Source organism: Actinomycetota bacterium (assembly GCA_030682655.1).
In the GTDB taxonomy this organism is placed as follows: domain Bacteria; phylum Actinomycetota; class Coriobacteriia; order Anaerosomatales; family JAUXNU01; genus JAUXNU01.
In genome coordinates, this window is sequence record JAUXNU010000129.1 from 1 (window position 1) to 13,847 (window position 13,847).

The 13,847-nt window shown below is 62.0% G+C and carries 13 protein-coding genes and 1 tRNA gene; all 14 read right to left on the reverse strand.

Features of this window, described 5'->3' with window-relative positions:
- Nucleotides 1-642, reverse strand: a 642-nt coding sequence (locus Q8K99_08125) for a GTP-binding protein (protein MDP2182523.1), incomplete at its 3' end; no start/stop codon positions are given.
- A 62-nt stretch (nt 643-704) separates the two neighbouring features.
- Nucleotides 705-1,175, reverse strand: a complete 471-nt coding sequence (gene rpsG / locus Q8K99_08130) for a 30S ribosomal protein S7 (protein ID MDP2182524.1) — start codon at nt 1,173-1,175, stop codon at nt 705-707.
- A 74-nt stretch (nt 1,176-1,249) separates the two neighbouring features.
- Nucleotides 1,250-1,621, reverse strand: a complete 372-nt coding sequence (gene rpsL / locus Q8K99_08135; protein MDP2182525.1) for a 30S ribosomal protein S12 — start codon at nt 1,619-1,621, stop codon at nt 1,250-1,252.
- Between the two features lie 238 nt (nt 1,622-1,859).
- Nucleotides 1,860-6,116, reverse strand: a complete 4,257-nt coding sequence (locus tag Q8K99_08140; GenBank protein ID MDP2182526.1) for a DNA-directed RNA polymerase subunit beta' — start codon at nt 6,114-6,116, stop codon at nt 1,860-1,862.
- 3 nt (nt 6,117-6,119) lie between these two features.
- Nucleotides 6,120-9,569, reverse strand: coding sequence for a DNA-directed RNA polymerase subunit beta (locus tag Q8K99_08145; protein ID MDP2182527.1), 3,450 nt, complete (start codon nt 9,567-9,569; stop codon nt 6,120-6,122).
- A 222-nt stretch (nt 9,570-9,791) separates the two neighbouring features.
- Nucleotides 9,792-10,169: a 50S ribosomal protein L7/L12 gene (rplL, locus tag Q8K99_08150; protein ID MDP2182528.1), complete on the reverse strand. Its 378-nt coding sequence runs from the start codon at nt 10,167-10,169 to the stop codon at nt 9,792-9,794.
- 82 nt (nt 10,170-10,251) lie between these two features.
- On the reverse strand, nt 10,252-10,773 hold the full coding sequence (gene rplJ, locus Q8K99_08155) for a 50S ribosomal protein L10 (GenBank protein ID MDP2182529.1): 522 nt from the start codon (nt 10,771-10,773) through the stop codon (nt 10,252-10,254).
- Nucleotides 10,774-11,103: 330 nt separating this feature from the next.
- On the reverse strand, nt 11,104-11,808 hold the full coding sequence (rplA, locus tag Q8K99_08160; protein MDP2182530.1) for a 50S ribosomal protein L1: 705 nt from the start codon (nt 11,806-11,808) through the stop codon (nt 11,104-11,106).
- A gap of 79 nt (nt 11,809-11,887) precedes the next feature.
- Nucleotides 11,888-12,313 (reverse strand): 50S ribosomal protein L11, encoded by a 426-nt coding sequence (rplK, locus tag Q8K99_08165; GenBank protein ID MDP2182531.1) that lies wholly within the window; start codon nt 12,311-12,313, stop codon nt 11,888-11,890.
- Nucleotides 12,314-12,439: 126 nt separating this feature from the next.
- On the reverse strand, nt 12,440-12,973 hold the full coding sequence (gene nusG, locus Q8K99_08170; protein ID MDP2182532.1) for a transcription termination/antitermination protein NusG: 534 nt from the start codon (nt 12,971-12,973) through the stop codon (nt 12,440-12,442).
- 4 nt (nt 12,974-12,977) lie between these two features.
- Complete coding sequence (gene secE, locus Q8K99_08175) at nt 12,978-13,205, reverse strand: preprotein translocase subunit SecE (GenBank protein MDP2182533.1); 228 nt, start codon at nt 13,203-13,205, stop codon at nt 12,978-12,980.
- Between the two features lie 88 nt (nt 13,206-13,293).
- Nucleotides 13,294-13,370 (reverse strand) — tRNA-Trp (locus Q8K99_08180).
- 25 nt (nt 13,371-13,395) lie between these two features.
- On the reverse strand, nt 13,396-13,545 hold the full coding sequence (gene rpmG / locus Q8K99_08185; GenBank protein ID MDP2182534.1) for a 50S ribosomal protein L33: 150 nt from the start codon (nt 13,543-13,545) through the stop codon (nt 13,396-13,398).
- 166 nt (nt 13,546-13,711) lie between these two features.
- A partial coding sequence (gene tuf, locus Q8K99_08190) for an elongation factor Tu (GenBank protein MDP2182535.1) occupies nt 13,712-13,847 on the reverse strand: 136 nt, incomplete at its 5' end.

A 13,847-nucleotide genomic window follows, 5' to 3' on the forward strand; every position in this document is an offset into this window, starting at 1 on the left:
GTGGCGATACTGCTCCGCCAACTCGGCCATGTCGGCCGGGATCTCCTCCTCCGTGGGATTGATGCCCTTGTCATCCTCGTTGAAGTGAATCGCATGCATTTCGACAAGATCGATGATGCCGGAGAACTGGTCCTCGGCACCGATCGGAAGCTGAAGCAGGACAGGGCGCGTGTGCAAGCGGTCCTTCATCATCTGGACGACGTTCATGAAATCGGCCCCGGTGCGGTCCATCTTGTTGATGTAGGCGAGCCGAGGAACGCCATAGTGATCGGCCTGACGCCAGACTGTCTCGGACTGCGGCTCAACGCCCCCGACTGCACAGAAGACCGCGCACGCACCGTCGAGCACTCGCAACGAACGCTCGACCTCGACTGTGAAGTCCACGTGGCCGGGCGTATCGATAATCTGGATTCGATGGTCCTTCCAGAAGCAGGTGGTCGCAGCAGATGTGATCGTGATGCCACGCTCCTGCTCCTGAACCATCCAGTCCATAGTCGCGGCGCCGTCGTGGACCTCGCCGATCTTGTGCGTCCTGCCGGTATAGAACAGGATGCGCTCGGTCGTCGTGGTCTTGCCGGCGTCGATATGGGCCATGATCCCGATGTTGCGGGTCTTGGCGAGGGAGTACTTCTGTGGTGCCATGTCTCGGTCTTTCCTCGTTCTCTCGGTCGCATCGCCCGGTGAAGGGCGTTAGTGTGTCTTGTCTACCAGCGGTAGTGGCTGAACGCGCGGTTCGACTCCGCCATTTTGTAGAGGTCCTCGCGCTTCTTCACCGAGGCCCCGAGCCCGTTCGCGGCATCCATGATCTCGTTCGAGAGGCGCTCAGCCATGGTCTTCTCGCGGCGAGCGCGCGCGAAGCCGACTATCCAACGAATCGCGAGAGTCGTCGAGCGACGGGAGTTCACCTCGATCGGAACCTGGTAAGTCGCACCGCCGACACGCTTGGGACGAACCTCGAGGGTCGGGCGAACGTTGTCCATGGCCTTCTTGAAGACGGAGAGCGGATCGCCGGCAGTCTTCTGCTCGATCATGTCGAACGCACCATAGACGATGCGCTCGGACACGGAACGCTTGCCGTCCCAGAGCACCTTGTTGATGAGCTGCGTCACGAGCCGGTTGTTGTACACCGGGTCTGGCAGGATATCACGTCGGGTTGCTGGGGCACGCCTTGGCATCTCTTGTATCTCCTCGACAACTCAGCGCCCGCGCGGCTCGATGCTACGCGGGCGACGGATACGTCACTGCAGGTCTATTTCTGCTTCTTCACGCCATATCGCGAACGGGCCTGATTGCGGTCACCCACGCCAGCACAGTCGAGAGCCGCGCGAATGATCTTGTAGCGCACACCGGGAAGGTCCTTCACGCGGCCACCACGCACGAGCACGATCGAGTGCTCCTGCAGGTTGTGGCCGATACCCGGAATGTAGGCGGTGATCTCGATCTGGTTGGTCAGGCGGACACGTGCCACCTTGCGCAGGGCCGAGTTCGGCTTCTTGGGCGTCGTCGTGTAGACGCGAGTACACACTCCGCGCTTCTGCGGGTTGGCCTTCAACGCAGGTGTAGCGCTCTTGTCTGCCTTCGCCTTGCGGCCCTTCCGGACCAGCTGGTTGATCGTCGGCAACGTGCTCTCCTTCTGTCCTGTGTCTTGTTCATGATCTCGGTAGTCTGTCCTGCGTGGCGCGCACCTACCGAGCATAGAGTCACAAGGTGGCACTCTAGCAAAGCCCACACAGCCTGTCAAACGCCACGCACCCGGGCGTATCTATACTCATCCCATGCCTGTCGATTCCATCTTGTGCTGCCGGAATGCGAAGGTGGGTGCCCCGCTCGGGGCACCCACCCGCAACTCCGCATGTGAACTAGCTCAAACCAAGTCCAAACTCGGCCAGGCGCTGCTCGATCTCCTCGACCGCCTTTGCGCCTATCCCGTCCAGCGCAAGGAGATCTGCCTGGTTGCGACGGGTGAGCTCACGGGCGTCCGTCACGCCGCTTTCGAGGAGCTTGGTCTCCACACGCGTGGATATCCCAAGCTCTGAGAGCGACATGTCGAGCGCCTCTCCTTCAGGCTGCACCGGTGCGGCCGGGGCTGTCCCCGAGTCAGGCTCGAACACGATTCCCTGGAACGCGTTCGTGTCGACCCGAACGTCGCCCTGAGCCCCGTCCAGGTCCGCGAAGAACGCTGCCGCCTCGCTGGGAGTAAGACCTGATCCTTCGTCCACGACCGACGGGCCGGGCAGCATGGCCTCTATCTCCTTCAGCTCGTCGGGAGCGAATTCCGGAAGTGGCCCCTCCTCGGCTGCGGTCCACTCGGCAGACTGGCCCTTGTAAGTGAGCCGCACACCACGGTAGCGCTTCATGCCGGTCGCTGCCGGGATGAGCTTGCCGATGATCACGTTCTCCTTCAGACCGAGAAGTTGGTCTTCCTTGCCTGCGATCGCCGCGTCGGTCAGGACACGCGTGGTCTCCTGGAAGGAGGCTGCGGACAGGTAGCTCTCGGTCGCCAGCGACGCCTTCGTGATGCCAAGGAGAACCGGGGTCCCGACGGCCGGCTCGTTGCCGGCGGCAAGGAGGTCCTGATTGGCAGCGTCGAAGACGAAGCGATCGGCCAGCTGTCCCGGCAGGAAGTCGGTGTCGCCCGGCTCGAGCACGGTGATCTTGCGCAGCATCTGTCGGGCTATGACCTCGATGTGCTTATCGTTGATGTCGACGCCCTGGCTCCGATAGACCTCCTGAACCTGAGCGACGATGTACCGAAGCACCGCGCTTGGACCCTTGAGGTGCAACAGATCATGCGGGTTCACAGAACCTTCGGTGAGCTGTTGGCCCATGTTGATCGCAGCCGCGTTCTCAGCTCCCGGACGCAGACGCGCGCGGCGCGAAACCGTGTACGCCTTCTCGTGGCCCTTGCCGTCGGTGACGGTCAGTTTCCGGGTCTTCTCCGTGTCTTCGATCTCCAGAACACCGGCGATTTCGGCAAGGATCGCCTGACCTTTCGGCTTGCGAGCCTCGAAGAGCTCGGTGACACGCGGGAGACCGTGCGTGATGTCCTCACCTGCGACGCCACCGGTGTGGAAGGTGCGCATCGTGAGCTGTGTTCCCGGCTCGCCGATCGACTGCGCGGCGATGATGCCGACTGCGGTCCCGATGTCCACCGGGCGACTGCTCGCCAGATCCCAGCCGTAACACGCCTGGCAAATACCGTGTTTCGCGTGGCACGTCATGACCGTGCGGCCAACAACCGTCTCGACCCCGGCGTCCAGCAGTGCCTGGATATCCTGATCACTTGCCAGGAACTCGCCAGCCTCTCTGAGAGCCTTGCGGCCCCTCGGCACAGTGACCGGCGCGAGCAGACAGCGCCCCACGAGGTTGTGGTCTGCCACCTCTGGATTGGAGTCCGAGCGGAGCGAGAACTCGACACCGTCGTCCGTGCCGCAGTCCGACTCGCGAACGATGACGTCTTGCGCCACGTCGACAAGTCGACGGGTCAGGTAGCCTGAGTCCGCCGTACGCAGCGCGGTATCGGCGAGACCCTTGCGGGCACCGTGCGTGGAGATGAAGTACTCAAGGACGGTAAGGCCCTCGCGGAAGTTCGCCTTGATCGGCCTATCGAGAATCTCGCCCTTCGGGTTGGCCATGAGGCCTCTCATACCGGCCAACTGCCGAATCTGCTTGATGTTACCCCGGGCTCCCGAGTGGGCCATCATGTAGATGGGGTTGAACCTGTCGAAGTTCGCCGCCATCGCGTCTCCAACGTCATCGGTGGCGCGTGTCCACACGTCGACGATCTGGCGATGTCGCTCGTCCTTGGTAATGAGTCCGCGATCGTACTGCTCCTCGATCTTGTCGACCGTGGACTGCGCGGCATCGAGGATCTCGCCCTTCTCCTCGGGGATCAGGGCGTCGTAGACGGACACCGTTACGCCGGCGCGTGTCGCGTAGTGGAACCCGAGACGCTTGACCTCGTCCAGGATTGCCGCCATCTCCGTCGTCGAGTACCGATTCGAGCAGTCTTCGACGATTCGTGAGATGCCCTTCTTGTCGATCGTGCGGTTGACGTAGGGGTGGTCGGGGGGGAGTGACCGGTTGAACGTGACGCGCCCGACGGTCGTCTCCATGCGCTCGCCGACCTTACGCTCGCGCTGCTGGGCAATGCCGTCCTTATCCAGGTACTCCTCGACCACGTCCTCGGTCAGGCGCACGGTGATGAGCGCCTGGAGGTCCAAGTCGGCGCGGCTGGCGTAGGCAAGCAGAGCGTCATCGAAATGAATGAACGCGCGGCCCTCGCCGGGCATCCCGGGACGCATCGCCGTCAGGTAGTACAGGCCGATGACCATGTCCTGGGTCGGCGTCGTGAGAGGACGGCCGTGCGCGGGCGACTTGATGTTGTTGGTGGACAGCATCAGGATACGTGCCTCGGCCTGAGCCTCAGCCGAGAGCGGAAGATGGACCGCCATCTGATCGCCGTCGAAGTCGGCGTTGAACGCCGTACACACGAGCGGGTGAATGCGGATGGCCTTGCCCTCGACAAGCACGGGCTCAAAGGCCTGTATGCCGAGGCGGTGCAGCGTAGGCGCGCGGTTGAGCAGAACCGGGTGCTCGCGGATGACCTCTTCGAGGACGTCCCAGACCACGCTCTTTCCACGATCGACCATACGCTTGGCGCTCTTGATGTTCTGCGCGTGATCCAGATCGACGAGTCTCTTCATGACGAAGGGCTTGAACAACTCAAGCGCCATCGCCTTCGGAAGACCACACTGGTGCAGCTTCAGCTCCGGCCCGACCACGATGACCGAACGGCCGGAGTAGTCGACACGCTTGCCAAGGAGGTTCTGGCGGAAGCGTCCCTGCTTGCCCTTGAGCATGTCGGAAAGCGACTTCAGGGGGCGATTGCCGGGGCCCGTCACAGGGCGGCCACGGCGACCGTTGTCGAAGAGAGCGTCGACCGCCTCCTGAAGCATGCGCTTCTCGTTGTTCACGATGATCTCGGGTGCACCGAGATCGAGCAGCCTCTTCAGGCGGTTGTTGCGGTTGATCACACGGCGGTAGAGATCGTTCAAGTCACTCGTCGCGAAACGACCGCCGTCGAGCTGCACCATCGGGCGAAGGTCCGGCGGGATGACGGGAATCGCTTCCAGGATCATCCATTCCGGGCGGTTGCTCGAGCTCTTGAAAGCGGCCACGACCTTCAGGCGCTTGACCGCTTTCTGCCGCTTCTGACCTTTGCCGTCGCGGATCTGCGTCCGCAGCTCGGTCGCAAGATCGTCCAGGTCCACCTGCTGCAGAAGGTCGCGGACGGCCTCTGCACCCATTCCGCCGCGGAAGTAGTCGCCGAAACGCATCTTCATCTCACGATAGAGCGTCTCGTCATTGATTAGCTGCTTGGCGCTGAGCTTGGTGAAGGCGTCGAAGGCCTCCTGGAGCAGGGCGCGCCGATCGGCGTACTCCTCCTCGATGTCCTTGACGTCACGCTCGGATTCCTTCTCGAGCTTCTTGATGCGATCGGCAGCAGGAATCTCGTCGTCGATCTCGTCGCCTTCCTCAGGCTCGACCTCGCCCTTGGCAATGGCAATGAGTCGATCCCGCTCCTCAACAACGGCGGCGATCTCCTCGGCCTTCTCGGCTTCGAGGCCGTCCATGTCGGCAGCCAACTCGTCCTTCAGCATCGCGAGATCCGCTTCACGGTCCTCCTCATTCACCGAGGTGATGATGGAGGATGCGAAGTACAGCACCTTCTCGAGGTCCTTCGGCGCGATGTCGAGCAAGTAGCCGAGGCGGCTCGGTACACCCTTGAAGTACCAGATGTGGCTGACGGGAGCCGCCAGCTCCACGTGACCCATACGGTCACGACGAACCTTGGCGCGCGTGACCTCGACGCCACAACGCTCGCAAACGATGCCCTTGAAGCGGACACGCTTGTACTTGCCGCAATAGCACTCCCAGTCCTTCGTCGGACCGAAGATCTTCTCGCAGAAGAGTCCGTCCTTCTCCGGCTTGAGGGTGCGGTAGTTGATCGTCTCGGGCTTCTTGACCTCGCCACGGGACCACTGGCGGATCTGCTCCGATGACGCTAGGCCTATGCGCAGCCTATCGAAGTTGTTCACATCGACGTCGAGCAAGGCTTACTCCTCCTCGTCGCTGCTGCCGGCAAGATCCAGCGCCGCGATGTCGCTCTCGATCAGTTCCTCAAGAGCGTCGGTATCGTCTGCGGATTCCTCTTCGCCCTCGCCCATCGTGCCCAGGTCGAGCCCGAGCTCCTCGGCGGTCTTGAAGATGTCCTCGTCCTCTTCTTTGAGCTCTATCCCCTCACCGCTCTCCGAGATGATCTCAACGTCAAGGCACAGCGACTGCATCTCCTTCACAAGGACCTTGAAGGACTCGGGGATGCCCGGCTCAGGGATGTTCTCGCCCTTGACGATGGCCTCATACGCCTTCACGCGGCCGAGAACGTCGTCGGACTTGATGGTGAGGATCTCCTGTAGCACGTAGGCGGCGCCATAGGCGTAGAGCGCCCAGACCTCCATCTCGCCGAAGCGCTGGCCACCGAACTGCGCCTTGCCACCGAGCGGCTGCTGCGTGATTAGCGAGTACGGGCCCGTCGAACGCGCGTGGATCTTGTCGTCAACCAGGTGTAGGAGCTTGAGCATGTAGATCTGCCCGACAGTCACCGGCTCGCGGAACGGCTCCCCGGTGCGACCATCAAAGAGCACCGTCTTGCCCTCGCGCGACACGTGCGGAACGATCGCGTCGATCGTCTTCTTGCCATAGCGCTCGGCATACTTGAGCTGGAGGTTGCGGTTCGCAGCCTCGATGACGTCGGAGATCTCGCTCTCGCGCGCGCCGTCGAACACCGGTGTCGCGACATGAATCGGTCCCTCGACCGCGACCTTGGCCTTCGGGTCATCCGACCAGCCCACCTCGGCCGCCCATCCGAGATGCGTCTCGAGCAACTGCCCGATGTTCATTCGGCTCGGAACGCCGAGGGGGTTGAGGATGATGTCGACGGGCGTGCCATCGGCAAGGAAAGGCATGTCCTCGACCGGAAGGATCTTGGAGATGACACCCTTGTTCCCGTGGCGCCCCGCGAGCTTGTCGCCCTCAGAGATCTTGCGCTTCTGAGCGACGTACACGCGCACGAGCTCGTTGACGCCGGGACTCAGATCGTCGCCGTCGTCACGGCTGAACTTGCGCACAGCGATGACGCGACCGGTCTCGCCGTGCGGGACCTTGAGCGACGTGTCGCGGACCTCACGGGCCTTCTCGCCAAAGATGGCGCGCAGGAGGCGCTCCTCGGCGGTCAGCTCGGTCTCTCCCTTGGGCGTGACCTTGCCCACGAGCACGTCACCGGGGAAGACCTCGGCGCCGATACGGATGATGCCGTCCTCGTCGAGGTGTGCCAGCACATCCTCGCCGACGTTGGGGATCTCGCGGGTGATCTCCTCGGGGCCGAGCTTGGTGTCCCGGGCCTCGACCTCGTACTCCTCGATGTGGATCGAGGTCAGCACATCGTCCTTGACGATACGCTCGGAGAGGATGATCGCGTCCTCGTAGTTGTACCCCTCCCAGGGCATGAATGCCACGAGCAGGTTACGTCCAAGGCCGAGCTCGCCCATCTCACTCGAAGGGCCGTCGGCAAGGACGTTCCCTTCCTTGACCTTGTCGCCCTCGACGACGATCGGCCGATGGTTGTTGCACGTTCCCTGGTTCGAACGCATGAACTTGGGCATGTGGTACTCGTCGATCGTGCCGTCCTTCGCGCGAACAACCACCTTCCTCGAATCCACATACTCAACGACGCCGGTGCGCCTGGCGATGATGATCTCGCCCGTATCAACGGCGGCACGGTGCTCCATGCCGGTGCCCACGAGCGGGGCCGCAGGCCGCAGAAGCGGAACCGCCTGGCGCTGCATGTTCGAGCCCATGAGCGCACGGTTGGCATCATCGTGCTCGAGGAACGGGATGAGCGCGGTCGCCACCGACACCATCTGCCGAGGAGACACGTCCATGTACTGGACCTTCTTCGGCTCGACCTCCTCAGGCTCCCCGCCCTTGAGCCGACACAGAACACGGTCGCGAAGGAATTTCCCGTTCTTGGGATCGAACAGCTCGTTGGCCTGAGCGATGATGTAGCGCTCTTCGACATCCGCTGTCAGGTACTCGATATCGTCGGTGACCTTGCCTTTGACGACCTTGCGGTACGGAGTCTCGATGAAACCGTACGGATTGATCCGCGCGAAAGTGGCCAAGGACCCGATGAGTCCGATGTTCGGACCTTCCGGAGTCTCAATCGGACACATGCGGCCGTAGTGGCTCGGATGCACGTCGCGAACCTCGAAACCAGCGCGCTCGCGCGACAGACCACCGGGGCCGAGCGCCGAGAGACGCCGCTTGTGCGTAAGCCCTGCAACCGGGTTGGTCTGATCCATGAACTGCGAGAGCTGGCTCGATCCGAAGAACTCCTTGATCGAAGCCACGATCGGCCGAATGTTGATGAGCGACTGCGGTGTGATCTCCTCGACGTCCTGTGTGGTCATGCGCTCGCGCACAACGCGCTCCATGCGAGCGAGACCGATCCGGAACTGGTTCTGGATAAGCTCGCCCACACTGCGGATCCGGCGATTGCCGAAGTGGTCGATGTCGTCGATGTCGTAGCCGTCCTTGGCGTCCCACAGGGCAACCAGGTACTGGACGGCAGCGAGTATGTCCTCGTTGGTCATCGTTGACTGGCTGTCAGGCAAGCTCAGCTCGAGCTTCTTGTTCACCTTGTAGCGGCCGACCTTCGCCAGGTCGTAGCGCTGAGGATTGAAGAACAACCCCTCGAGCAGCGAGCGAGCGGACTCGACCGTAGGCGGCTCGCCCGGACGCAGGCGCTTGTAGATCTCGATGAGCGCCTCCTCGCGAGTCTCGGTGAAGTCCTTCTCGAGAGTCTTCGCGATGCACTCAGAACCGCCAAAGAGCTCCAGGACCTCTTCGCGGGTCTCGGCGATGCCGAGAGCCTTGAGCAGCACCGTCACGGGCTGCTTGCGCTTGCGGTCGACACGCACCGACACGATATCGCGCTTGTCGGTTTCGAGTTCGAGCCACGCCCCGCGCGCAGGGATGACCTTGGCCGTGAAGATGGCCTTGTCGGTCGTCTTGTCGATCTCCTCGGCGTAGTAGACGCCAGGCGAACGGACAAGCTGTGAGACGACGACACGCTCGGTGCCGTTGATGACGAAGGTGCCGCGGTCGGTCATGAGCGGGAAGTCGCCCATGAATACCTGCTGCTCCTTGATCTCGCCGGTCTCTTTGTTGATGAAGCGCACCTCGACGAAGAGGGGCGCCTGGTAGGACATGTCCTTGTCTTTGCATTCATCCACGGAGTACTTGGGGTCACCAAACTCATGCCCACCGAACTCAACGGCGAGGTTGCCGGTGAAGTCTTCGATGGGTGAGATGTCAGAGAACGTCTCGTTCAGGCCCTCTTTGAGGAACCAGTCGAAACTGTCTCTTTGAATCGCTATGAGATTGGGTACTTCAAGTATCTCGGGAATCTTTGCGAAGGTGCGGCGCTGGCGCAGACCTGCGCTCACGACGGGGGAACCTTCTCCGCGGGGCACCAGGCGATTCCTCCTTAGGGCAGTGGGAAGCGGTACGAGAGTCGCAAATTATCAGGATACCCAGACTGCCAGTCGAGGTCAATACGTATCAACAGTTTCCAAGGCGGTACAGATGACCGGGTGCCATCGGGCGTCCCGGCCATCCTGCCCCCATGCTTCACGGCGCGATGCGCCGCTGCATTCCAGCCAGCGCTGCTACTTGATCTCCACGGCGGCGCCGGCCTCGTCGAGCTTGGCCTTGGCTGCCGCGGCCTTATCCTTGTCGACACCCTCGAGCACGGACTTCGGCGCACCGTCCACCAGGTCCTTGGCTTCCTTGAGGCCCAGGCTGGTCAGCTCGCGCACGACCTTGATGACCTGGATCTTCTTGTCGCCAGCGCCGGTGAGCACGACGTCGAACTGGGTCTGCTCCTCTTCGGGTGCAGCCTCGCCAGCGACGGCCGCAGCAACCGCAACGGGAGCGGCCGCCGACACGCCGAACACATCTTCCATCTCCTTGACGAGCTCAGCGAGCTCGAGTGCAGGAGCATTCTTGACCCACTCCAGAACCTCTTCACGAGTGATGTTTGCCATCGTTCCTATCTCCTTCTCACTGTCAGTTGCCACCGCGGCGCATCCGGCGTCCAGCGGCGATATCCCATGTGATCCTACTCCGCTACGCGGCGGCCTTCTGATCCGCTACCGCCCTCAACGCACGCGCAAGCGCGCCCGCGGGGCCGTTGGCGACCGTCATGAATCCACGAACCGGGTTGACGAGTGTGCCCATCAGCTTCGCGATGAGTTCCTCGCGCGACGGTAGCGCGGCAATGGCCTTGACGACGGCAGCGTCCACAAGTGCGTTCTGGACGAGTCCGCCTTTCACCTCGAGAGCGGTGTGCTTCTTCGCGAAGTCCATCAATGCCTTCGCAGGACCCACCGGATCCGTTTGCACGAAGACGAACGCGGTCGGTCCCACGAGGTACTCATCCATGCTGGGAAGAGCGAGCTCGCGGACGGCGATCTCGGTGAGTGTGTTCTTGTAGATCTTGATCTCGCCACCGGCCTCACGGACCTTGCCACGGAGCTCCTGCATCTCCTTGACGCTGAGACCGCGATAGTCGGCAAGAATCACTCCTTCATTGCTCGTGAGCTTGCTCTTGATCTCCGCGACGGACGCGGCCTTTGTCGATGTCGGCATTCCCTATCCCTCCCTTCTTCGGCGTGCCCGACACGTCGGTGCAGGTCCCGGCCGCAAGGAGCGGCTGGTCCTGGACCACGCGCCGGCTTGTGCCGGAAAGAAACGTGGCCCCCGCCGGTGAGACGGAGGCCACGAGCATCTCTTGCTCTGTCTGGCCGAGGAGACTCCCCGGCCGGCCCCACCTCGGCTGGCTGACCTTCTCGGTCGATTAGGCCCTCTCGGGCGCCTGCTGTCTTCGGCAGCGATCGTGCACGCTATTGTGTTGTCAGTGCTCCGGTAGTATGCACGTCGCGGATTCGGAGCGCAACCCCGCGAGCGCATCGCCCGGCGCTAGGCTTCGAGCAGGTCGCGCGTGACCGTAGGATCGACCTTGACGCCGGGGCCCATCGTCGAGGTCAGCGTGATGGACTTGATGTAGCGGCCCTTGGACGAGGACGGCTTGGCCCGGAGGATCTCGTCTAGCAGCGAACCATAGTTCTCTACGAGTTCTGTCTCGCTGAACGACGCCTTGCCGATCCCGACATGCGCAATGCCGAACTTGTCCGCCCGGTACTCGACCTTGCCGGCTTTGAGCTCACCGACTACGCGGGCGACATCCATCGTAACCGTGCCGAGTTTGGGGTTCGGCATCAGACCGCGCGGGCCAAGGACCTTGCCGAGCTTGCCGACTTTCGACATCTGGTCAGGCGTGGCCACAGCGGCATCGAAGTCCGTGAAGCCCTTCTGGATCTTCTCGACCAGATCGTCCGAGCCGACCACGTCGGCGCCCGCAGCCTCGGCCTCACGCGCCTTGTCGCCCTCGGCGAAGACGGCCACGCGGACGACCTTACCGGTGCCGTGCGGGAGCGAGACGCTACCGCGCACCTGCTGGTCCGCCTGGCGGGTGTCGATACCCAGGCGGAAATGGACCTCCACGGTCTCATCGAACTTCGCGGCAGCACACTCCTTGGCAAGCTTGACAGCCTCAAGTGGGGTGTACAGACGATCCTTCTCGATCCTGGAAACCGCCTCACGCATACGCTTGCCCAACTTCATTGTTGCCTCCTCGTGGTCAGCGGACCGGGCACGGTCCTCCCACACTCGCGCAGTCGCCTTGTGCGACCGCGACCTGCAATCAGTCCTCTACGTTGACGCCCATCGAGCGTGCAGTGCCTTCGATGATTCGCATCGCGGCCTCGATGTCGTTGGCGTTGAGGTCCTCGAACTTGAGTTCGGCAATCTCACGCACCTGCGCGCGAGTGACCGTGCCCACTTTGTCTCGGTTCGGAACGCCCGAGCCGGACTCGATACCGAGAGCCTGCTTGAGAAGCACGGCAGCCGGCGGCGTCTTGAGCACGAAATCGTAGGAGCGGTCTTCGTAGACCGTGATCTCCACGGGGATGATCGTACCCATCTTGTCCTGAGTGGCTGCATTGAACGCCTGGCAGAACTGCATAATGTTGACCTGCTGGGCACCCAGAGCGGGGCCGACCGGAGGAGCCGGGTTGGCCTGGCCTCCCGGAATCTGCAGCTTGATGAAACCCGCGACCTTCTTGGCCATCGTCTACTTCACGTCCTTATCACACCGCGCACATCGCGCGAATCTTCGACCTGTCTATCACCACGTCGTTGCCATGAGAAGCCCGGCAGCGCATCATCTGCCGGCACAACATCGACGATCCTTCTTCTAGAGCCGTGCCACCTGGTCGAACCCAAGTTCAACCGGAGTCTCCCTGCCAAAGATCGAGACCATTACTTTGACCTTGGCCTGATCGATGTTCACTTCCGAGATAACGCCGTCGAATTCGGCAAGCGGGCCAGACGTGACCTTCACGGCCATCCCCTCGGCGAAATCGGTGGTCGTGGTCTTCTGCTTGACACCAGCGACCGTACGCTGCGCGATGCGGTTGAACTCGTCGCGCGACAGCGGCACCGGCTTGCCCTGCGAGCCGACGAAGCCCGTCACGCCAGGCGTGTTGCGGACCACGTACCACGAGTCGTCGTCGAGCTCCATCTGAACGAGGATGTAGCCGGGAAAGACCTTCTTCTCGCTGGTGACCTTGCGACCACCCGCCTTGAGGTCCGTCACCGTCTCCTTCGGAATCAGCACTTCAAAGATCTTGTCATGCACGCCCATGGATTCGATGCGGTGCTCAAGGTTCGTCTTCACCTTGTTCTCGTATCCAGAGTACGTATGAATGACGTACCACTTCTTGGCCATATGGCTAGCCGCCGATCTTGCTGACGAGCTGAATGAGCTGAGTGGAGAACGTGTCGACGACAAGCGTGAATGCGATGAAGAACGCGAGGGTCATAATGACGACGAGACTCGAGTTCAGTACCTCGTTCCTCGTCGGCCACACGACTCGCTTCATCTCAGCCCGAACGTCGCCGAAGTAGCGGCCGATTCGAGCGAAGAGATTCAGCTTCTCTGTCTTGGTAGCCTTTCCCATATCACTCATTCCGTCCCGTCGCGTCACATGTCGCGACGTTCATCATACCGCTGCAAGCGAGTCCCGCACTGCAGCAGCGCATTCGTCGTGGCAGGCCAGGAGGGGCTCGAACCCCCAACATCCGGTTTTGGAGACCGGCGCTCTACCAATTGGAGCTACTGGCCTGTGTCAACCACTCCCGTACAGGCGACTACCTGGTCTCCTTGTGGACGGTGTGGGTCTTGCACCACTTGCAGTACTTCTTGAACTCGATGCGTTCAGGATTGTTCTGCTTGTTCTTCTTTGTGGTGTAGTTGCGGCGCTTGCACTCGGTGCACGCCAGCGTGACCAACGTTCTCATCAAGTCCTCCAACCGACCGCATCACGAAGCCCGGGAGGGCACGCACGCGGTAGGGTACTCTAGCACCCTGATTTCTGCACTGTCAAACCGCTCAGACCAGGAGCGGGATAGGCGGAACCCGGCATTATCCGTGCCGGATCCCGCCTCCTTCTCAAAGAAACGAGCGCTACTTCAAGATCTTTGTCACGCGACCCGAGCCGACGGTGCGACCGCCCTCGCGAATCGCGAAACGCAGGCTCTCCTCCATCGCGATCGGGTTGATAAGCTCGCCGCGAAGCTCGACGTTGTCGCCGGGCATGACC